We start from the raw sequence: 21,018 nt of genomic DNA on the forward strand, positions 1-21,018 counted from the left end.
AGGACCTTAGAACTTGAAATTGGCGCCCAGTCCTAACGCCCATTCGGCGGCCTCGGCCCGGTAATGTCCCAATGCAAGCGTGTCGCGGCTTGCGGATTCTTCGAAGGCGTAGGCGGCGAAAGCGTCCACTCTGAACTTTGGCGTGAAGGCGTAACCTACGCCCGCGGTCAGAGTGTGTTGCCAGATCACGGGGCCGAGGGTGGTCTGTACGACCTTGATGACATCGTTTCTGTCGAGCACGCCGGGCACGGCGGTATCCAACGGCACCGTGCCGACGCCTTTGAATCCGCCTACCGTACCGTGCGGCTCGTCGCGAAGTATCGGGGTGGCGTAGCTGTACCCGGCCCGGAATTGCCAGTCGCCCACGGTGTATTGCCCGCCGAAAAGAGCCAGAAACTGGTCCTGCCAGACATCTTGGTACAGCGACGAATTCGACCAGTTTTTCCAGAGCGCGTCCGCTTCCACCAGGAGCTGAGGCGTGATGTTGGCTGCTATGCCCCAGGCCACTTCCAGGGGCTGTTCGACCCTGACGGATTGGTAGTCCTGGCTTCCGCCCACCGTGGTCGCCAGTACATTGTGATAGTTGTACCGAAGTGGGCTTTTGAACGAGGCGCCGATCGTCACGTTAGGCGTAAGCCGGTAGGTGGCGCCGACGGAGCCGCGCAGCGAAATGTTGTGCACGCTGGACGTGGTCCCCCCGAAATCGCCGGTCAAGCTGGCGAGACCGGAAGTGGTTCCGCTGGTGCCGAACTGGGCGAAACCGACGCCTACGGTTAACGCCGCACCAACCGACAGATCCGGTGTTACTTCGTAGGCGGCTCCCACGTTGGCGCTGAACGAGATCAATTCCACGAGCAGCGGGAGTGTCGCAGCTCCGCCGGCGCCGTTTCCGCCGAGTCCGAGACCGGCACCTGCGTTGATCGGGTGAGTGCGATAATCCGCCCCGAGCCCGGAATCGACCGCAATTCCCGCTCCGAGCACGAATCCCGGAAGAACTTCTCCACCCAAGGCGGCGTCCGGCACCACATAGTTCCGGGCGAGGCTGTACGAGTGGTTGGTGAAACCGTTCTTGCTCTGAAAGTTGTCGACCTCGGGTTCCAAGAGCGCGGCGCCCAGTCCGACGTTGAACCCCTTGAATTGAGTCAGAGTGGCGGGATTGCCGAAAAGCGCCGCCGACACTTCTTGCGGTCGGACGTAGGCAGCGCCCGCCATACCCCCGGCGATCGGCTTCAGGCTCAAATTCAGGTCGGTACCGGTATTGAGCGCAAAAGCTGTGGGAGAAAGGGCGCAGCCGAGCGCGATTAACCAGGTTCTCGGATCCGGTCGGTTCGTCTGGGAGGAGGAAACTGGACTGGTGTACATACCGCCTTCTCGTGGTCTTACGTTAGGTTCTTATGATCGATGCTCGAATCGCTAAGAGGCTTGCTCACCCTTTAGCGAGCGTCGTGCCATTTGATAAGTTTTTGAAGTAAAAAGGCTTTATTTGATAATGCCCGGAACGGTTGCCGCTGTGACGGCAGTGAACTAGCAGAGCTGCCGCTCTGGCGGCAGACGGAAGGAAATGGTTTGACCTATGGCAGGAATAAAGCCTGATCAGGTTCTCGGATTCGGGAATAAGGCGTGTGGTTGGCGATCCGATAAGAGATAGAGGAGGGGATTCCGGACGATGGCAGTCGGATGGCTCAGAGGTTTTCTGGGATAAACAAATCGTCTCCCTGATTGTTTATGCCAAGTACCCAGGGACCCTGCTCGTCGATGGAGACGATGCTGACCGAAGCAAGGCCAATTTCGATGCGGGTGAAGAGGTCCAAGGGGACGCCTAAGAAATAGGCGACGGCGGCCTTGATGACGTCGCCGTGGCTGACCAGAGCGATGCAGCCTTTGCCATGTTGCTCGCGAAGCCGCAGCATGTCGGCCACGATCCTCGTTTGGGTTTCGATCATGACCTCGCCCCCCGGAATTCGCGTGCCGCTGCGAAAACAATTCCAGAACCGGAAACGTGCGTTCCTGCGAAGCTCTTCCAAGGGCTGTCCGGTCCAGTCCCCGAAATCGATTTCATAGAGACTTTCGAGCACCTGGACCGGAAGCTCGATGCGGTCGGAAAGGTACTGGGCCGTTTCCAGGGTGCGCTCTGCCGGACTGGAGTAGATCGCATGTACGGGCAGCTTCGCTACGCGTTCCGCCATGTGCCGTGCTTGTTCGTGACCTAGAGGGCTGAGCCGGACACCCGGCGCCCTGCCGGCGATGATGTCTCCCCCGAGGCAATGCGCGCCGTGGCGGATCAAGAGAAAGGTGGTCATCTTGCGTAACGCCGGGTCATCTCCACGCAGAACTCTGCGAACTCCTCCACGCGCTGCGGCGGGCTGGTGTGGTGGGGATTGATGCCGCGGTGCTCGGGGGTGAAGCAATAGGTTACGGTGACTCGGAAGGGTTCGAGCGCCCGCATCTGCCGGTCGAACCAGTCGAGTGCGTTCGGCCGGAATCGGTCGGCCCAGCTCAGGCCGGTACGTAGATAGGTGACGCCCAGATCTTTCATGATCCGAACCGCGTCGTCGAGCCGGTGATCCTCGAAATGAAACCACTGGCACAATCCCATATCTGGTGTGTACTCGTAGAAATGCCGGAAAGCCGGTTTGGGCGTGCCGTCTTCCCGCAGCAGGCCCATGTAAAAGTGGCGGTAATAGGCCGAACCTTCGGCCTCGCGGTGGCGGGTGGTGGCGGGCCAGGCCCTGGGTAGATCGTAGAGGCTGTACCAGTGAATCCGGGGCGTCTGTCCGAGCAGGAGTTCCGCGCTTCGCTTGAGGCCGAATTCCTGCACTTCCTCGGCGCCGAAGCTGGAGACGCCGACTTCGGAAATCCAGATCGGCTTGTCGTCGACGACGCCGCGAATCTCGTTCAGCTTGTCGGGCCACTCGTGAATCTGCCAGTGGTTCCAGTCCAGCGGAAACCCATGGACGGCGACCGCGTCCATGCGACGGATGACGTCGTAAGCCTTCATCCGTTCCATGAACAAAGGGTCGATGGGGGAAATGCCGCCGAGGACGATGACAAGATTCGGATGCTCGGCGTGCAAGGCGTCGGCCGCGAGATTCACCATTTCGGCGAAAAGACGCCAGTCCCGGTCGATCTCGAAATCCCAGTGGGATTTGTTGTTGGGTTCGTTCCAAAGCATCACTGCTTCGATCATGTTTCCTCCGCAAAGACCGTTAAGGAGGCTGCCTTTGGCAGCCAGTGAATTGGAAGCGGGTCTCGCCCCGCGGGCGAGTTACTTTTCTTTGCTTGCCCAAAGAAAAGTAACCAAAAGAAAGGGCCCCCGGATGGCGCGCTGATCCTGCGCATCGCCGGCTGGAACCGGGGGCGACAGAAGGCCCGTCCATGTGCCTCTGTCGCCGCACGCGATCCCTCGCGTGCCCCTTCGGGCAATTCCGGCTCCAGCCGGCGATGCTCGGGCGCGCCATACGGGACGATTCAGAACCGCCGCACAGCAGATTAGAAAACGCTTCAGGGATTCCCGCCACGACTGGGATAAACCGCCCGATGATCCCAATCTTCCAAGTTCAGCTCGATCCTGCGGCAGACATAAACCTCCTCCTCGGGACGGGCGAGAATCTCGAATCCGGCGCTGCGCAGCATCGCCTCTGTGCAGGCTCGGTTGGGAATCCACCAGTTGGTGGGGTCGCCGGCATAGCGATGCTCGATGAAATGCATCCTGGGAAAACCGGGCCGGTCGAAGATTTCCCATTCCTCGAAGCGGTAGTCGCGTCCCACCGCCTCGATTTCCGGGCTGCCGCGCTGCATGGACTGGAACAGCAAAAGGTCTCGGGCGGCGTGTCGATGGATCAGGTCCAGCGCCAGCAAAGGATGGCGCAGGTGATAGAACACGCCCATGAAGATCACCAGGTCGAAGGTTTCGCCGAGAGCGGCGACGTCGTACACGGACAGACGGCGAAATTCGATGTCCAGCCCTTTGACCTCGGCCGCGAAGCGGGCCTGGGCCAGATAAGCCTCGTCGGAGTCGATGCCGACGACCCGGTAGGCACCGCGCTTTTTCATCTCGATGGCGTAGAAACCGGCGTTGCAGCCGATGTCGAGCACCGACCGCCCGCTCAGATCGGCGGGAAGGGCGTCCGCGAACTGCCGCCATTTGACGGCGGGATAATCGCCGAGGAAATGGTCCGGAGCAGTGTGTACGCCGCCGAGGTCGAGGTTGTGGAACCATTCGCCCAACTCGCGGACCCGTCGCTCGATCAGTTCGCGTGTCCAGATGGTACCGGATGGGTGACTCGAGTTAGTGGATGGTTTCTTGGTCATCGAATCGGTAAGGTCACGTTAGCTGCAGTGAGCTTGTTTAGCGCCTCAATCGCGTGCGATGTCTGTCCTGAGCTTGCGTAGTGCGGTTCCGTCGTGACCGCATCTTACGGTTTGTCCCGTCAATGAGGCATCTCACCGCGTATGAAAGCCTCCGTGCGGACACGGGCTTCGGCATCGGTGAACTGCTCCGGCGGCGATTTCATGAACCAGGCGGACGGTCCGATCAGTGCGCCACCGATCCCCCGATCGAGCGCCAGCTTGACGCAGCGCACCGCGTCGATCACGACGCCGGCGGAATTGGGCGAATCCCAGACTTCCAGCTTGAGTTCGCCGTGCAGCGGCACATTGCCGAAGGTCGTGCCTTCCAGCCGGATGTAGCAGAACTTGCGGTCGGTGAGCCAGGGCACGTAGTCGCTGGGGCCGACGTGCGCTTCGGCGTCGGACAGGGCATGGTCGAGCTGGCTGGTCACGGCGCGGGTCTTGGAGAGCTTCTTCGATTCCAGCCGTTCCCGTTCGAGCATGTTGAGAAAATCGGAATTGCCGCCGAAATTGAGCTGATAGGTGCGGTCCAGCCGGACGCCGCGCTCGCGGAAAAGATTCGCCAGCACCCGGTGGACGATGGTTGCCCCTACCTGCGATTTGACGTCGTCGCCGATGAGGGGGAGGTTTTTTTCCTCGAAGCGCTTGCGCCAGCGGGGGGCGGAGGCGATGAAGACGGGAATGCAGTTGACCATGCCGCAGCCCGCTTCGAGAGCCTGCTCGGCATAGAATTCGGTAGCCTTTCGAGCCCCGACGGGCAGATAGGAGACGAGCACGTCGGTTTCGGTGTCGCGGAGGACCTGGGCGATATCCGCGGGCGGCTCGGGCGATTCCTCGATGATTTCCCTGAGATACTTGCCCAGACCGTCGAGCGTGACGCCGCGGCGGACTTCGACGCCGATTTCGGGAACTTCGCAGAACCGGTAGGTGTTGTTCGGCTCCGCGAAAATGGCTTCGGACAGGTCCTTGCCGACCTTGCTCACATTGATGTCGAAGGCGGCGGAAAACTCGATATCGGAAATGTGATAGCCGCCGAGGTTGACGTGCATTAGACCGGGGACGGCATCGCCATCCTTAACCTTGCGGTAGAACTCGACACCCTGGACCAGCGAGGATGCGCAATTGCCTACGCCGACGACGGCGGTTCGTACCTTCTTGCGATGCATACTCTCTCCTTGAGCATGTCTGGCGGACCGCGAACGGCCAAGGAATCGCCCGGTCACGGCCGCGGTTTCCTCTCCAAAATAGGCGCAATGCCCATTGCCTACTGGGAGCGCCGGAGGAAAGTAGATCTCGGTTGGAATATCTTTTTCGAGATTATTTTTGGCAAGAAGTTCGCGGCAGACGGCGGGTTACGCTACGCTCGTTCGCCCGACCACGGTTTTGTCGGCAAAGGACTGCCGTAGAAGGAATCCACGCGCGAATAGCCGCAACGTCGGTATGAAAATGCTCTAGCCCGTCTCCGTTACCGAAGCTGCCGATGCCGCCGGCAATGGCGCATCAAGGCAGGCTGGACCCACCTGTAGCCGTCGGGCCAAGGGGTTCGGCGGCAAAGGATTGCCGACCTACGACCATACCGCCCCGTAGATACTGTTATCCGGGTCAAGTGCCATGGAGTGCTGGATCGAAGGGTTTTCCGGACTTGAGGACGCCGAAAGCGACCTGGAGGAGCTTGCGCATCATGGCACCGATGATGAGCTTGGCGGGCTTGCCCGAGAGCGCGAGCCGGTTCTTGAAGGGCTGGCCCCAAGCGGTCTTATACAGGATCACCATAGCCGGCATGTAGAGGGCTTTGCGCAAGAAGGCATGGCCGACTTTGGACAGCCGCGGCTTGGTTTTCACGCTCGTTCCGGACTCCTGCCGGCGCGGGTCGAGCCCGGCGAAGGCGACGGCTTGTCGGCTATTGGCGAAGCGGCTGGGCTCGGCATAGAAGGCGAGCAGAATGGCGATGGTGCGTTCCCCGATACCGGGGATGCTCTCGAGTAATTCGCGCTTTCCCTTCAGATCGGGGTTAGAGTCGATGTGCTCATTGATGGTTTTGATCAGGCTCTTGATCTGCTGATCGAGCCAATTCAGGTGTTCTTGAATGTTGGTGCGCACCGCGTCCCGGGCGACCTCCAGGCGGTTACTTTCCTGGGTCCGCAGGGCTTGCAACGCATCCAGACGCAACACGAGCGCGCGCAAGGCGATTTCGGCTTCGCTTCTCGCCTGCCAGGGAGGCGGATGGCGTTCGGCGCAAAATTCGGCGATGAGGCGCGCATCGACGGCATCGGTTTTGGTCCGGGTTAAGCGGGAAGCGGCATAGGCTTTGATTTGGGCGGGGTTGATGACGCTGACAGTGAACCCTTGGGTAGCCAAGCACTGGGCGACGTCTTCCCAATACACCCCAGTGGCTTCCATACACACGTGAACATTCCGTGCCTCTGGGCCGGTGAGCCAAGTGACGAGGGTGGCGAACCCGTCTTGGGAGTTGGCGATGACTTTGGTTCGGAACTTCCCGTTGGGGAGGCGTAACGCGCAGTCCAGTTTGGCTTTGGCGACATCAATTCCGAGATAAAACGTGGGCATCATGAACCTCAAATGATCTACCTTGTGAATGCGGGCTGCCGGCAAGCCGGGCCGAAGATACTGTTCGATCGCTCGATGAGGGTGAGCGACTGCTGCATCGATCTACGCAACGGGCTTGGTGTCCCAAGGGCGGGAACGGCATCCAGTCGCTCAAACCTGGAGCGCCCTCCAGGCCTGGGGTGACCGGTCGGGAGTCTTCTCCAACCCCTTCCGAACCACACGGAATTCATAATACAAGGTCGGGAATTCGTTCCCGACGAAGCTTGTAGGGCAGGTTAGCCTCTCGGCTCCGCTCGGGACAGGCTCTTCGACAGGACTGTCCTGAGCATTGTCGAAGGGCTCAGGGCAGGCTCCGCGTAACCCGCCTTTTCGCGGCATGCGGCGGGTTACGGCCTGCCTGCCTAACCCGCCCTATCTAGCCAACCGGTCACGCGATCACGATCGACCTGGCTCGGCAATTTTCGGACTCGGGTATTCGGGGAGGAATGGCAGTTCCGGGCGCTTGTAGCCTTGCCGCGTCTTTTTCTATCACCATTGAAAGTGGGGGAAATGTGTCTATTCTTTCCAAAATTCGCATCAAGAAGAAAAGCAAGGACACATGGCTGAAACATGGACCCAACCCCATTTTTCGATTGTCGAGAGGCCCGTAATGGCGGCAGACCACGCCCGCGAGGTCTACCAGAACCCGGATTCGGCCAATCTGGCCTGGTTCTTCCAACTCAACGGGATCGCGGAGGACACTGTCCTCATACCGGGAACCATGCTGGTTGTACCGACCGACCAGGTCTGCACGGCCGCCGAGGTCCAGCTTGCCGCCAACCTGCGCGAACCTCGGTTCTGGCCACGCGGCATCCGCGGACCGATCGAACACCCGGAGATCACCAACCGGCTTTACGAACTGCTGGAGTATACGCAGACGCTGCAGACGCCCGGCGGGCTCGGAGCTTATGCTTACACCTGGCAGCGTCACATCGAAGATATCACCGAGATTCTCAACGAACTTCAGAAACTCTACCAGGACACCTATTCGTCCTCGAGCAAGTTGAGCGGAGCAGTCTTCCAGCGCCGCCGCCGGGAACTGCTGAACCGGCTCGACGGTTCGCTGCGCGGCTGGCTGCGCCGCGGCCTGGTCGGTCCCGACGAACCGCTCATCCGCCGCAGGCTGGGTCTCTCCAGCAAGCGCATCGTTCACCGCTGGCGGCAAGCGGGCTCCGCTGCCGGCGGGATACCGGAGCTGCGTCAACGGGTCGCCGGACTGAACCGGGCAGCCGGACAGGCCAAGGCGCTCGGCCATATCGGCATCGCCCTGGATACCGCCTGGTCGGCGGCCGAGATCAAGCGCCACATCGAGGAAAACCGCCCGGACCGAAACCGGCGCATAGTCAGCGAAACCGGGCGACTGGGTGGCAGTCTCTTGGGCGGCCTAGCAGGCGGTGCCACCGGATACGGAGCTTGCAGTCTTGCCCTGGTTGTACCTACGGGTGGGTCCAGCCTGCTCTGGTGCGCCATTGTCGGCGGCATAGGCAGCTTCGGTGGAGGATATGCGGGCAGCATGGGTGGTCCTATACTTGGTGAGTTAATCTACGACGTAACGGAAAGGGTGGCCGGCTGGTGAGCACCGGGGAAGTGATTCTTGCAATAGTAGCCATGATTTGGGGCGTAAGTTGCCTGGTCGGAATTGTTGGTGTCTTCTTTATCGAGTGGGTTCTCATGCCTTGGCATCGCCGCCGGACCGGGCGCGAGCTGATCAAGCCGACCCCGCCCTTGCCCGGGGTGGCGGCCTTGACCCTCGGCCATTGCTTGGTATCACCTTGGTTCCAAAAAAGAACCGGTCATGTGGTTACGATCGACCTGGCGCCGCGCTGGTGGCGCTGGATTGTCCTTGCGACCACCTGGGCCGAATTTAGCTTCGTTGTGAGCTTTGTTGTAGCCGTGCTCCTGAAGCCGGATATCCTCTTCTGAAAGAGCCTGTTTGTGGACGGTTTCGCCGGCAACCGGATCTGTAGCCCCGTCCTCGGGCTCCCCCTCGGATAGAACCTGCCTGCCTTGGCGCGCCATTGTCGGGGGCATCGGCAGACGCTCGGTCGGAGCGTGAACGTCGGGAAGGGATTCCCGACCTTGTATTATGAATTCCGTGTGGTTCGGAAGGGGTTGGAGAAGACTCCCGACCGGTCACCCCAGGCCTGGAGGGCGCTCCAGGTTTGAGCGACTGGATGCCGTTCCCGCCCTTGGGACACCAAGCCCGTTGCGTAGATCGATGCAGCAGTCGCTCACCCTCATCGAGCGATCGAACAGTATCTTCGGCCCGGCTTGCCGGCAGCCCGCATTCACAAGGTAGATCATTTGAGGTTCATGATGCCCACGTTTTATCTCGGAATTGATGTCGCCAAAGCCAAACTGGACTGCGCGTTACGCCTCCCCAACGGGAAGTTCCGAACCAAAGTCATCGCCAACTCCCAAGACGGGTTCGCCACCCTCGTCACTTGGCTCACCGGCCCAGAGGCACGGAATGTTCACGTGTGTATGGAAGCCACTGGGGTGTATTGGGAAGACGTCGCCCAGTGCTTGGCTACCCAAGGGTTCACTGTCAGCGTCATCAACCCCGCCCAAATCAAAGCCTATGCCGCTTCCCGCTTAACCCGGACCAAAACCGATGCCGTCGATGCGCGCCTCATCGCCGAATTTTGCGCCGAACGCCATCCGCCTCCCTGGCAGGCGAGAAGCGAAGCCGAAATCGCCTTGCGCGCGCTCGTGTTGCGTCTGGATGCGTTGCAAGCCCTGCGGACCCAGGAAAGTAACCGCCTGGAGGTCGCCCGGGACGCGGTGCGCACCAACATTCAAGAACACCTGAATTGGCTCGATCAGCAGATCAAGAGCCTGATCAAAACCATCAATGAGCACATCGACTCTAACCCCGATCTGAAGGGAAAGCGCGAATTACTCGAGAGCATCCCCGGTATCGGGGAACGCACCATCGCCATTCTGCTCGCCTTCTATGCCGAGCCCAGCCGCTTCGCCAATAGCCGACAAGCCGTCGCCTTCGCCGGGCTCGACCCGCGCCGGCAGGAGTCCGGAACGAGCGTGAAAACCAAGCCGCGGCTGTCCAAAGTCGGCCATGCCTTCTTGCGCAAAGCCCTCTACATGCCGGCTATGGTGATCCTGTATAAGACCGCTTGGGGCCAGCCCTTCAAGAACCGGCTCGCGCTCTCGGGCAAGCCCGCCAAGCTCATCATCGGTGCCATGATGCGCAAGCTCCTCCAGGTCGCTTTCGGCGTCCTCAAGTCCGGAAAACCCTTCGATCCAGCACTCCATGGCACTTGACCCGGATAACAGTATCTATTCAAGGTTCGGAACGAAACCGTGCCTCAGCGTGTTCTCACTCACGACACGCGTCCATAGGAACTGCTTGAGATAGTCGGGGCCGCCGGCCTGTATGCCGGTGCCGGAAAGCCGAGTACCGCCGAAGGGCTGCACGCCGACCCGGGCGCCGGTGGTACGTCGGTTGAGATACAGATTGCCGACGCGGTAGCGGTCTCGCGCGAGATCGAGATGGTCGGGCAGGCGCGAGAAGACCCCCCCGGTGAGCGCGTAATCCGACTCCAGCGCCAACGTAAGCGCGGCTTCGAACGTAGGGGCGCGCATCACCGCCAACACGGGCCCGAAGATTTCCTCCCGCGCCAAACGGTGACGGGGCTCGATGCCGGTGAACAGGGCGGGCGGACAATAGAAGCCATCCGCGGGCACACGCCCGAGGTAATGCAGCCGGCCTTCGCTCCGGCCCAGCTCGATGTAGCTTTGGGCTTTCCGCTGCGCGTCGCGGGTAATCATCGGCCCGAACAGAAATGCCGGATCTTCCGGCGGGCCGTAGTCGTAGCTGTCGAGGGCCTCCGCCAGCCGCTTGACCAGTCGGTCGTGAACCCGGCCCACGGCGATGAGCCGCGAACAGGCCGAGCATTTCTGGCCCTGATAGCCGAACGCGGAATACAGGGTTTGCGCGACCGCTTCGTCCAGGTCCGCGTCCTCGTCGACGATGATCGCGTTCTTGCCGCCCATCTCGCAGACCACCTGCTTGATATGCCGCTGCTCGGGGGCGAGCGTGTGGGCCTCCTGAAGGATCTCGAGACCTACCGCCTTGGAGCCGGTAAACGCGATGACATGAACGTCCCGATGCTTGACCAGGTATCGCCCGACGGTGGCGCCGTTTCCGGGTAGGAGTTGGCACACGCCGGGCGGAAAGCCGGCCTCGTCGAGGACGGACTTGAAGCCATGGGCGACGAGGTTGGCCGGCGTCGCCGGCTTGACGATGGCGGTATTGCCGGCGACCAGCGCCGCCGCTGTCATGCCGGTCAGAATCGCCAGAGGAAAATTCCAGGGCGGAATCACCACGGCGACGCCGCGCGGTTCGTAGCGAAGATGGTTCGGCTCGCCGGGAAAGCAGCGGGTGGGCTGCCAGCCGGCCAGTTGCTCCATCCGGTAGGGGTAATAGCGCAAGTAGTCGACGGCCTCCGCCACGTCCGCGTCGGCTTCGCGCCAATTCTTTCCCGTTTCCAGAACCTGCCAGGCGGCCAGTTCGCCGCGGCGAGCGTCCATGATGTCCGCCGCCCGGCGGCACAGCGCGACGCGAGCCGATACCGGCATGTCGCGCCAGCCGGGGAATGCGCGATTGGCGTTGCGCACCGCGCGCTCGGCGTGATCGACGTCGGCGACCGCCACCTGGCCCAGAATCTCGGATGGCCGGGCCGGATTTCGCGACGCTTCCAGCGCCGCACCCTGCGGCGGAACGCCGGCGATGTCAAGGAGGTAAGTCGCACCCAGCCTGCTGCGCACCGCCGCCAGCGACCGGCGAAACTCTTCGCGAACCCGCTCGTGGCTGAAATCCTTCAATGGCGCGTTGACGAAAGCGGGAGGAGGCGTCTCGGTTCGGGGTTCGGACCCTTCCGGCTTGGCCAAGAGATCGTCCAAATCGGCGCCTTCGACGTAGGTCTGCCGCAGTATGGAGGTATTGGCGGTGTTTTCCATCAGGCGGCGGATCAGATAGGCGATGCCCGGTATCAGCTCTCCCGTGGGGAGATAAATCCGAAGCGCGACATCCGATGCGGTCACGGCGTGGCGCAAGGGCTCGGCCATGCCGTAGAGCATCTGGATCTCCCAGTCGGTCTTGGAAAGGCCGTATCGGGACGCCGACGCGATGGCGTAGGCGAGACTCCGAAAATTGTGGCTGCCCACGGCGGGATAGACCGCATCTTTATGCCGGAACAAGAGATCGACCAGGGATTCGAACTGGGCGTCGGTGGCCGGCTTGTCGAGAAACACGGCGATAGGCCAATTGCGCTGTTCGGCCAGGGCAACCTCGGTGTCCCAGTAGGCCCCCTTGACGAGTCGCACGGAGACGCGGCGTTGTGCGCGCTTCGCCCAGTCGATGAGCTCGCGAAGATCGTCGGCCGTTTCCGGGAGATAGGCTTGCAGGGCGATTCCGGGATACCAGCCGTCATGTCCCTCGCTTTCCACTAGGTCACGGAACAGGCGCAGGGTCAGGGACTTGAGTTCGTAATGCTCCATGTCCACGGTCATGCCGGCCCGAAGTTCGCGGAGCCTGGCCAGCAAAGGCTGCAGCCGATCGAACACGCGGCGGCGCACGCCGGCGTAGTCCAGCGGATCGAAATGGGCAGTCAGGGCCGAAAGCTTGACCGAGATGTGGATGGGCGGGTTTCCGTTCAACGAGCCGTTCGCTGCCAGTAGATCGAGTAGCGAGAGGTACCGGCCTAAATAAACATCGCATTCCCGCTCGCTCAAGGCCGCTTCGCCGACGGCGTCGACCGTGACCGCCGCCGGTATGCGGGAGATGGCGTCCAGCGCCCGGTTCAGGCGATCGCTCTGCTCTTCCACGACGAATTGGCGCGCGAGACGCGATACTGCGCGGCGCAACGCGAAACCGCTGAAGGAGTGACCGCCCAGTTTGAACAAGCGCCCCAAGAGTCCCCGGAGCCGGTCGGCATGAGGCGCCAGATAGTTCCGAAAATGGCGGGCGAGCTCTTGATCGGTCTCCAGCACCGGCAATACGTCGACGAATTGGAACAGCGCGGTGCGCAGGGCTTCGTCATGCATGGCCCGCATCAACACGCGCCCTCGTAGGCCCCGAGGGTCGAACAGGGAGGGCGGCGATTCTCCGGCGAGACGGTACAGGTTCTCCCCGATATCGCGCACTCTTCGCTCGAAAGCCGTGTCGTTCATGACCCCACCTCGGATGTGTTCAAACAATTCGGTCGGTGCTTGGATTATAGTGCCATGGCCCGGGTTTCAGTCAGGAACGGCGTGCGGGGAATTCGTTCTAAAGGCAGCGGGCCTATTAACCCGGCCTATAAATATCGGCCGGGTAAATCCGGGGCAGGGATGTCCCGGCGCGGCAACAAGCCGCGTGAGCCCAGGCCGGGCGTGTACCGGCCTGGGCGGTGGCCCGTAGATACCAGGAGGGTATTTACGGGCCTGAATAAATGAGCGTGATGCGGTGATAGACTGAACCTACTCTATGGGTTTCCGGAGCATCTCTCATGGCTGAACGTATTCTGAAATCGATACGCCTCATCGGAGTTGCCTTTGACCGGGACGCCGAGACCGGCCCGGAACGCCTGCGCGACTTGGGACTGGATCGGAGATTGACGAACCGGGGCGTTTCGGCCGCCTGGCAAGCGATCCTGCATCCGCAGCGGATACCGGAAAACCTGCCCAAGGTGGCGGAACTCTGTAAGCGGACGGCAGAGGAAACCGAGCGTGCCGTGCGAGCCGGCGAATTCTTCGCTGTCCTGGGGGACGACCATTCCTGCGCGGTGGGCACCTGGACCGGCGCGGCGGCGGCCTTGGCGGAGCGAGGTCCTTTGGGGCTGATTTGGATCGACGCCCACATGGACAGCCACATACCGGAGACCAGCCCCAGCGGCGCGCTGCACGGCATGCCGCTCGCATGCCTGTTCGGTTTCGGCGAACCGTCCTTGGTGAACCTGGACGGCTTTAGCCCAAAGCTGTCTCCCAAGCATGTCTGCCTGGTCGGCGTGCACAGTTTCGAGCCGCCTGAGCGCGCCCTGCTGGAATGGCTGGGCGTCCGCGTCTTTTATCTCGACGAAGTCTTGCGGCGCGGCCTGAACGAGGTCATGGCCGAAGCGCTGACGATCGTCCGATCCGGCACCGCCGGCTTCGGGGTCTCGCTCGATCTCGATGCTATCGATCCCAAGGAAGCACCGGGGGTGACGACGCCGGTGGCGGGCGGCATTTCCGGAGAGGAGATGAAGGGTGCCTTGGCCATGCTCCAGGGAAACCCGGATTTTCTCGGCATCGAGATCGTCGAATTCGATCCTCCGCGCGATAGGAACAACGCTACGCTTTATCTCGCCGGCGATCTCGTGCTGGCCGCTGCGGTTCCCGAACGACCCATCGGGGCGGCAGAGGTTCTAGGCCTTACCGAACGTTATGGCGCGCACAACTACGATACTTTGCCGGTGGTCTTAACCCAGGGCGAGGGCGCTTATCTGTGGGATGTCGAAGGGAAACGCTATGTCGACATGATGGGCGCTTATTCCGCCGCGAGCCACGGTCATGCCCATCCGCGCCTGGTCGGGGTCTTGACCGAGCAGGCCAAGCGGCTCTCCATCACCTCGCGGGCTTTTCACAGCGATCGGCTCGGGCCATTCCTCGAGCGGGCCTGCGAGTTGACTAGGCAGGACATGGCGCTGCCGATGAACACCGGCGCCGAAGGCGTGGAGACCGCGCTGAAAGCCGCCCGCAAATGGGCGTATCAAGTCAAGGGCGTGGCCCCGGACCGTGCCGAAATCATCGCCTGCAACGGCAATTTCCACGGGCGCACCATCGCGATCGTCGGTCTCTCGTCCGAGCCCAGCTACCGCGAAGGTTTCGGACCATTTCCGCCGGGTTTGAAACTGATTCCGTACGGCGATGCGGCAGCCCTGGCCGACGCGATCACCGAGAATACGGCGGCGTTTCTGGTCGAGCCGATCCAGGGCGAGGGCGGCATCGTCGTCCCGCCGCCGGGGTATCTCGCCGAATGCGCCCGGATTTGCCGGGAGCGGAATGTCTTGCTGTTGTGCGACGAGGTTCAGACCGGGCTGGGACGGACCGGAAAATTCCTGGCCTCTGAGCACGAGGGCGTGAAACCCGACGGCCTGATCCTCGGCAAGGCGCTGGGCGGCGGGCTGCTGCCGGTTTCGATGTTCCTGGCGAGCTGCGAGGTGATGGGCGTATTCGGCCCGGGCCATCACGGCAGCACCTTCGGCGGCAATCCGCTGGCCGCGGCGGTCGGACTGGAGGCGCTCGACGTGATCGTCGAGGAGGGGCTGGCCGAGCGCTCGGCCGAGCTAGGTGCCTATTTTCTGGAAGCGCTACGAAGTCTGAAGAGCCCTCTCATTCGAGAGGTACGCGGCAAAGGCTTGTTCATCGGTTTGGAACTGATTCCGGAGCTATCCGGCCGCGATTTCTGCATGAGGCTGATGGCCAACGGCATTCTCACCCGCGAGACCCATCAAACCGTCATCCGTTTCGCGCCGCCGCTCGTTATCGACCGTAAGGACATCGAGCGGGCGGTGGAACGGATTGCGGACGTGCTGCGAGGATTCGAGCGGACGCGCGGTAATGATTAGAGCAGTTCTCGGCTTGGTGGAGCGGTTGCTGTCGTTGGTTCCGGCGCTAACCGGAGAGCGCCAGTGCCGACAAGCTCGAAAACGCCTGCAAGCGTTCTCCTGATTAGGCAGAAATTTCGGCCACAATCGTCATGCCAGCAGGCAGGTAGGTTGCGGCGAGGCACAAACCGCATCGTTCAAGGTAAACGCCTTTTCCCGATACTGGTTGGCCAAACGCACGTTTGGCTGCTTGGGCTTTATGTGTTGGTCTAAGCAAAGTGTATGGACGGCGATTTGTGGCGCCACGCTCGAGCTGATGTGTCGCCGACTTGATTCCGGACAGTCTTCACACACACCGTGTCGGCCTACGGGTCATTTTTGCTAAGCAGAAAATCGATGCGCCGCAAGAACGAGTCTGCGGTATGGTGCCAATCATGCGGATCCACATCGTTTTCGTACATCTGCTTGAAAGCGGATTCGACATCGGCTTGTTGAAGAAACCGAGCAATATCGACACGTAAGGCGCAGATATCATCAGGTGAACTGCTACGCGCGAAGTCAGCGACTAAATCCTCCATGTTGTCCGCAATGAGATCGAAATCTTGACCGAAATAGATATGAATAAAAGGCGTCGAGATGTGGAAAGCTCGACATCATTAATCCTCTTTATTACGGGATAGGAAATGCAGTCGTAGGGCGGGTTAGGCCGCTAGGCCGTAACCCGCCGTATGCCGCGAAATGGCGGGACATACGGAATGATCGACCCTACCACAGCCTTTGTGGGGGCGCACCGAAAGGTTCGACCCTCGACATTCGGACGCCGCATGATCGCTCGGGCCTTCCCGATTATTCTGAAGCTATCCATTACGAGTAAATGATTTTCGCAACGCCGGTCGTGTCCGGAAAGCAAAGTGAAAACGCTCTAACGTGCCCTAAGATCCATCGGGTGCCACACCGTCATTCCTTCACGCTTCCGAGTGTCAGACCTTCGATGTAGTACTTCTGCAAGACGAGAAACAGAACGACGACCGGCAGCACGGTAAGCACCGACCCGGCCATCATCAGTTCGGTGTCCTGTACGTGTTCGCCGAGCAGGTTGGCGAGCGCGACCGGAAGCGTATAGAGATCGTTGTCGGCGAGAATGATAAGCGGCCATAGAAAATCGTTCCAGGCGCCCAAGAAGGTGAAAATGGCGAGGGTGACCAGGATCGGCTTGCAGAGGGGCAGAACCAGCGTTCGATAGATGCGGAATTCGCCGGCGCCGTCGATGCGGGCGGCGTCCAGTAGGCTGTCGGGAATCGAGAGTGCATACTGCCGTATCAGAAAGATGCCGAAAATGCTCGCCATGCCGGGCACGATCACCCCACCGTAGGTGTTCACCAGTCCCATTTCTTTTAGCATCAGAAACAAAGGCAACATGGCGACTTGCGCCGGAATCACCATGGACGCTAAGAGTAGACGGAACAAGCGGTCGCGCCCTGTGAACCTAAGCTTCGCGAAAGCATAGCCGGCCAAGGAATTGATCAGCAGGGACGATGCCGTGACGACTGTAGCGATCAGCGTGCTATTCAGAAGATACCTGGCGAGATTCAGGCGGGAGAACAGGATTCGATAATGTTCGAACGTGGGTGATTCCGGCACGAGTGGGGGAGGGAATCGGTTCGCTTCGGTTGAAGGCATCAGGGACACGGATACCATCCAGAGCAGCGGGAATAGGGTTATGAGCACTGCCAAGATCAGCGCCAGGTGAATTAGCAGTGCTTTGATGCGATTTCCCGAAAAGACCGCCACGCTCAGACTTCCTTTCGTCTCAGCTTCAACTGCAACAAAGTTCCTGCCAGAACGATCAGAAACAGCGTAAACGCTATGGCGGCGGCGTAGCCGAGATTCCACCAGCGAAAACCTTCCTGGAACATCAGAAGCGCGACGCTCAGGGTACTGTTCGCCGGGCCCCCCCGGGTCATCACGTAAGGTTCGGCGAAAAGCTGGAAATATCCGATCATCGTGATGACGGTAACGAAAACGAAAGTTGGCCCCAGCATGGGCAAGGTGATGTGGCGGAATTGATGCCAGGTGTTCGCGCCGTCGATGACAGCGGCTTCGTACAGGCGGGCGGGAATGCTTTGCAGCCCGGCGATGAAGATGATCATGTTGAAGCCGAAGTTTTTCCAGGTCGCCATCAGGATGATCGCCGGCATGGCCCAGTCGGGATCGCCCAGCCAATCGATAGGCCCGACTCCGAGCAGTCCCAGGACATAATTCGGGAAGCCGTAGCGGGGATGGTAGAGGTAGCGCCAGACCACGGCTATCGCCACCAGGGTGGTGACCACCGGCAGGAACAGCAGTGAGCGGAACAACCCTTTGAACCGGACCAGGCGGTGATTGACCAGAAGCGCCGCGCCGAGTGATACCGCCACCGACAACGGGCCGCCGACGAGCACGAAATAGAGAGTGTTCTTGAGCGCGTTCCAGAACAAGGGATCGCGGAGCAAACGGAGATAGTTGTCGAGTGCCACGAAGCGCAGCCGTTCGCGATCGCCAAGAGCGTAAATGTCGAAATCGGTGAAGCTGAGAAGCAGCGAGGCCGCGACAGGCAGAAAAAAGAAGACAGCAATCAGCGTCAAAGCTGGCGAGAGAAACCAGAAAGCGGGATTCACCTGCGAGAGAGCGATTTTCATGGTGCTCGTTTCCGCAACAGCCAGCGGCGTTTTTCGAGAATCCGGTTAACGTCTTCGTCCAGGGCCGCCAGAGCTCGTTCTTCGGTCAATTCACCTCGCACCGCTTTCTCTGCGTAATGGGCGATCTTGCTCGCGATGCGTTCCCATTCCGGTATTTTCGGCGTAGACACCACCCGTTCCAACTGAGTTTTGAACGCTTGTGTGCGAACGGCCGTCGCGAGATCGGGATGCCGCCAAGCAGAGCGGCGGGGAGGGAGATCGCCGGTCAGACGGTAGAACGCGAGCTGTTGTTCGGGCTGGGACAGAAATTCGATTAACTTCCAGGCTTGATCTTTGTGGTCGGAGCTTCGCGCGATGGCGAGACTGGCACCGCCCGCTAGAGACGGTCCAGGATAATTTTCGTCGGGAGCCGGCATCGGGGCCGTGGCCCACTTATCTTGCAGCGCTTTCGGAAGCCGTCGCTCGAACTCGCCGATGTTCCAGGGGCCGGTGACGTACATCACGAAATAGCCAGTCGCGAATTCCTGGTAGAGATTCGCGACCTGAGCTTCGGACACGGCGGGCGCATACCCTTGACGGAAGATGTCGAGATAAAACCGGAAGGCGCGGCGGAAAGCGTCGCTCTGAAAATTGCCGAACCGGGCTTCGTCTTGAAGCAGTTCCGCCCCGAACTGGAGGCCCAGGATTACCGGCACCTGCCATTCGTTCATGGGCAAGAGCACAGCATAGCGCTCTCCGCCGGACAGCGCTTTTACCCTCGCCATCATGACGAGCCATTCGTTCCAGGTCTTAGGGGGAGCGGTAAAGCCGGCTTCGGCCAGGATATCGGTTCGGTAAAAGAGGAGGCGCGTATCGACATACCACGGCAGGCCGTACAGCTTCCCGTCGATTTCGTTGGTTTCGAGAATGCCCTGGAAATAGTCCTCGCGCTGTTCAGCCGTCAGCCGATCGTCCAGACTGTCCACAGCGTTTAGAACCACGAATTCCGGTATCCAGGTATTGCCCAATTGGAAAACATCGGGCATCGCATCGCCCGCATAAGCGGTGAGCAGTTTCTCGTGAGCGGCGCTCCAGGGAATTTGCTGTACCTTGACCCGAATCGCAGGATGGCGCCGCTCGAATTCCGACATCAAAGACTGAACCGCCTCGCCTTCCCGCCCCATAGCCCAGAATTCGAGGACGGTTTTCTCCCCGTTTCGATTGCAGGCGCCAATCAGGACGAGGAGCAGCGATAAAAGGATCAGACGCACGTCGTGTTTTCCGGCGGTGGATGGTGCACGGCGATCGTCGATTCTATCCTTGGAATGCTACAGAACGATGCGCTTCGTTCCTCAGCGCATCCTAGTTGTCAAGTCCCGCAAGATCGTAAACCTTCTTTCGAAAAAGATGAGGATGGGACAGTTGCCAGTTTTTGAGAGCCTGGATCGGGGTGAGATGGCGTAAGTGTCAAGTCCCGCAAGATCGTAAACCTTCTTTCGAAAAAGATGAGGATGGGACAGTTGCCAGTTTTTGAGAGCCTGGATCGGGGTGAGATGGCGTAAGGCCTTTTGGGGAATGTGATGATTGTACAGCTCGACATAGCGGTGCAGGGTGGTGTCCAGATCGGCGGTTGAATCGAAGTGATGGGTTTGCAACACCTCCTCGATGCGGCCATTGAAGCGTTCCACCAGGCCATTCGTTTGGGGCCGGCCCGGCGGAATCAGGCGATGTTCGATGCCTTGTTCAGTACAGAGGCGGTCAAACTCATGCGTCCCCGAGGGCTGCCGAGTTCGGGTCAGGAAACGGTCGGTAAACTCCGAGCCGTTGTCGGTCAGGCATTTCTGGATGCGGAAAGGCGCGGCCTGAATCACCGCTTTGAGGAAGTCCTTTGCGCTTAAGGCGGTGCGGTTGGGCTTGAGGGCGACATAGACCCAGCGGGTGGCGCGGTCGATGGCGACGAACAGGTATCGGCGGGGTTCGCCGTCGATGGCGGGCAAGTACTTAACATCCAGGTGAAGGAAGCCGGGCTCATAGGCCTTGAAGGGTTTGACCTTCGCCTTCTCTGTAGGCGGAAGCAGGGTCTTGAGGGACGCCACCCCGTGGCGGCGCAGGCAGCGGTCTAGCCCGGAACGGGACACGGCGGGATTGAGAAATTCCCGGGTCACGGCCAGGAGATCATCCAAGGGGAGGAGCAGAGCTTGGCGGAGGTAGACCACGATGGCTTCCTGGGCGGGCGTGAGCGTGGTTCTGAGGGTGTGGGGCCGGTGTGAGGCATCTTCGACCGAGGAGCGGTGTTTCCACTTGCGGACGGTCGTTCGGCTAATGCCATGCTTTTGGGCCAAGGCGCGCTCGCTCAACGTGGACGCTTGAATGGCCTGCCGAACGGCCGGGGTGGTACGGGCGTTCTTATGAAGACGAATCTGCATGGAGAGAAACCTCACTTGGACGAACCGAATATCTCCTGGAGAAGGCTCCGGGCTTCGAACAGAGCATAACTCCTTCTCGGTAAATAATCACACGAGACGCGACAAGGCGAACGGAGCCTCGCTGTTGGGCCGGTAGTGGACACCGAAGCACAGGCCCGCTTCAAGTCGGAAAAAGCGGATTTTGATGTCATCAAAAGCTGACAAAAGAGTGGAACCCGTCTCAGCTCAGCGACATTGAAATCGGGTACCAAAGGGCGGCGAGAAAGCGCTCGGGCGACATTGGCGGACGATGAGGTGCACGCTGGCTCGGTCCGGAGTCAATTGTCCTGGAAAATTGAGCGTCAGAACTTCCGCTGGTGTCGATTCACGAGTCCGTTCTACTTCGACACAGAC

At 60.5% G+C, this 21,018-nt stretch carries 15 protein-coding genes and 1 pseudogene; 4 read left to right on the forward strand and 12 right to left on the reverse strand.

Annotated elements, in window-relative coordinates; all coding sequences use genetic code 11:
- Nucleotides 1-6: 6 nt before the first annotated feature.
- The 6 genes from QEN43_RS21090 to QEN43_RS21115 all read right to left on the reverse strand — a co-directional run bounded on the left by QEN43_RS21090 (nt 7) and on the right by QEN43_RS21115 (nt 6,918).
- Complete coding sequence (locus QEN43_RS21090) at nt 7-1,362, reverse strand: OmpP1/FadL family transporter (protein WP_026608803.1); 1,356 nt, start codon at nt 1,360-1,362, stop codon at nt 7-9.
- Nucleotides 1,363-1,682: 320 nt separating this feature from the next.
- Nucleotides 1,683-2,300, reverse strand: coding sequence for a histidine phosphatase family protein (locus QEN43_RS21095; RefSeq protein ID WP_317963578.1), 618 nt, complete (start codon nt 2,298-2,300; stop codon nt 1,683-1,685).
- Complete coding sequence (locus QEN43_RS21100; RefSeq protein WP_317963579.1) at nt 2,297-3,187, reverse strand: glycoside hydrolase 5 family protein; 891 nt, start codon at nt 3,185-3,187, stop codon at nt 2,297-2,299. Before QEN43_RS21100 ends, QEN43_RS21095 begins: the two co-directional genes overlap by 4 nt.
- Nucleotides 3,188-3,501: 314 nt before the next feature.
- Nucleotides 3,502-4,311: a TIGR04290 family methyltransferase gene (locus QEN43_RS21105; RefSeq protein ID WP_317963580.1), complete on the reverse strand. Its 810-nt coding sequence runs from the start codon at nt 4,309-4,311 to the stop codon at nt 3,502-3,504.
- A gap of 119 nt (nt 4,312-4,430) precedes the next feature.
- On the reverse strand, nt 4,431-5,516 hold the full coding sequence (locus QEN43_RS21110; protein WP_317963581.1) for an inositol-3-phosphate synthase: 1,086 nt from the start codon (nt 5,514-5,516) through the stop codon (nt 4,431-4,433).
- A 436-nt stretch (nt 5,517-5,952) separates the two neighbouring features.
- The gene (locus QEN43_RS21115; RefSeq protein ID WP_084161956.1) at nt 5,953-6,918 is read right to left on the reverse strand and encodes an IS110 family RNA-guided transposase; all 966 of its coding nucleotides are present in this window, start codon (nt 6,916-6,918) and stop codon (nt 5,953-5,955) included.
- Between the two features lie 649 nt (nt 6,919-7,567).
- Here QEN43_RS21115 and QEN43_RS21120 point away from each other — a divergent pair.
- From QEN43_RS21120 to QEN43_RS21130, 3 genes are all read left to right on the forward strand, one after another.
- Nucleotides 7,568-8,533 (forward strand): hypothetical protein, encoded by a 966-nt coding sequence (locus tag QEN43_RS21120; RefSeq protein ID WP_317963582.1) that lies wholly within the window; start codon nt 7,568-7,570, stop codon nt 8,531-8,533.
- 95 nt (nt 8,534-8,628) lie between these two features.
- Complete coding sequence (locus tag QEN43_RS21125) at nt 8,629-8,880, forward strand: hypothetical protein (protein WP_156912608.1); 252 nt, start codon at nt 8,629-8,631, stop codon at nt 8,878-8,880.
- Nucleotides 8,881-9,273: 393 nt separating this feature from the next.
- Nucleotides 9,274-10,239, forward strand: a complete 966-nt coding sequence (locus tag QEN43_RS21130; RefSeq protein ID WP_084161956.1) for an IS110 family RNA-guided transposase — start codon at nt 9,274-9,276, stop codon at nt 10,237-10,239.
- Nucleotides 10,240-10,254: 15 nt separating this feature from the next.
- Here QEN43_RS21130 and QEN43_RS21135 read toward each other — a convergent pair whose 3' ends face one another.
- Nucleotides 10,255-13,149, reverse strand: a complete 2,895-nt coding sequence (locus QEN43_RS21135; protein WP_317963583.1) for a proline dehydrogenase family protein — start codon at nt 13,147-13,149, stop codon at nt 10,255-10,257.
- A gap of 317 nt (nt 13,150-13,466) precedes the next feature.
- On the opposite strand from QEN43_RS21135, the gene rocD reads away from it, so the two are divergent.
- A complete protein-coding gene (gene rocD / locus QEN43_RS21140; protein ID WP_026608813.1) occupies nt 13,467-15,563 on the forward strand; it encodes an ornithine--oxo-acid transaminase in 2,097 nt (698 codons plus the stop codon).
- Nucleotides 15,564-15,907: 344 nt separating this feature from the next.
- On the opposite strand, the gene QEN43_RS21145 is transcribed toward rocD, so the two are convergent.
- The 5 genes and pseudogenes from QEN43_RS21145 to QEN43_RS21165 all read right to left on the reverse strand — a co-directional run.
- A complete protein-coding gene (locus QEN43_RS21145) occupies nt 15,908-16,180 on the reverse strand; it encodes a contact-dependent growth inhibition system immunity protein (protein WP_162144294.1) in 273 nt (90 codons plus the stop codon).
- Between the two features lie 319 nt (nt 16,181-16,499).
- Complete coding sequence (locus QEN43_RS21150) at nt 16,500-17,333, reverse strand: carbohydrate ABC transporter permease (protein WP_026608815.1); 834 nt, start codon at nt 17,331-17,333, stop codon at nt 16,500-16,502.
- Between the two features lie 2 nt (nt 17,334-17,335).
- On the reverse strand, nt 17,336-18,220 hold the full coding sequence (locus tag QEN43_RS21155) for a carbohydrate ABC transporter permease (protein WP_036267639.1): 885 nt from the start codon (nt 18,218-18,220) through the stop codon (nt 17,336-17,338).
- A complete protein-coding gene (locus QEN43_RS21160; RefSeq protein WP_026608817.1) occupies nt 18,217-19,470 on the reverse strand; it encodes a sugar ABC transporter substrate-binding protein in 1,254 nt (417 codons plus the stop codon). The genes QEN43_RS21155 and QEN43_RS21160 overlap by 4 nt, the downstream gene beginning before the upstream one ends.
- Before the next feature lie 195 nt (nt 19,471-19,665).
- Nucleotides 19,666-20,625, reverse strand: a pseudogene (locus tag QEN43_RS21165) (IS481 family transposase); the annotation flags it as partial.
- Between the last annotated feature and the right edge of the window lie 393 nt (nt 20,626-21,018).

The organism is Methylocaldum szegediense (assembly GCF_949769195.1).
GTDB classification, from domain to species: Bacteria; Pseudomonadota; Gammaproteobacteria; order Methylococcales; family Methylococcaceae; genus Methylocaldum; species Methylocaldum szegediense.

Excerpts from the sequence above, each read along its gene's own strand:
- rocD (WP_026608813.1), top strand. The coding sequence starts at position 13,467 with ATGGCTGAACGTATTCTGAAATCGATACGCCTCATCGGAGTTGCCTTT.
- QEN43_RS21120 (WP_317963582.1), top strand. The coding sequence starts at position 7,568 with ATGGCGGCAGACCACGCCCGCGAGGTCTACCAGAACCCGGATTCGGCC.
- QEN43_RS21135 (WP_317963583.1), bottom strand. The coding sequence starts at position 13,149 with ATGAACGACACGGCTTTCGAGCGAAGAGTGCGCGATATCGGGGAGAAC.
- QEN43_RS21100 (WP_317963579.1), bottom strand. The coding sequence starts at position 3,187 with ATGATCGAAGCAGTGATGCTTTGGAACGAACCCAACAACAAATCCCAC.
- QEN43_RS21090 (WP_026608803.1), bottom strand. The coding sequence starts at position 1,362 with ATGTACACCAGTCCAGTTTCCTCCTCCCAGACGAACCGACCGGATCCG.
- QEN43_RS21125 (WP_156912608.1), top strand. The coding sequence starts at position 8,629 with ATGCCTTGGCATCGCCGCCGGACCGGGCGCGAGCTGATCAAGCCGACC.
- QEN43_RS21155 (WP_036267639.1), bottom strand. The coding sequence starts at position 18,220 with ATGAAAATCGCTCTCTCGCAGGTGAATCCCGCTTTCTGGTTTCTCTCG.
- QEN43_RS21115 (WP_084161956.1), bottom strand. The coding sequence starts at position 6,918 with ATGCCCACGTTTTATCTCGGAATTGATGTCGCCAAAGCCAAACTGGAC.
- QEN43_RS21110 (WP_317963581.1), bottom strand. The coding sequence starts at position 5,516 with ATGCATCGCAAGAAGGTACGAACCGCCGTCGTCGGCGTAGGCAATTGC.
- QEN43_RS21130 (WP_084161956.1), top strand. The coding sequence starts at position 9,274 with ATGCCCACGTTTTATCTCGGAATTGATGTCGCCAAAGCCAAACTGGAC.
- QEN43_RS21095 (WP_317963578.1), bottom strand. The coding sequence starts at position 2,300 with ATGACCACCTTTCTCTTGATCCGCCACGGCGCGCATTGCCTCGGGGGA.
- QEN43_RS21105 (WP_317963580.1), bottom strand. The coding sequence starts at position 4,311 with ATGACCAAGAAACCATCCACTAACTCGAGTCACCCATCCGGTACCATC.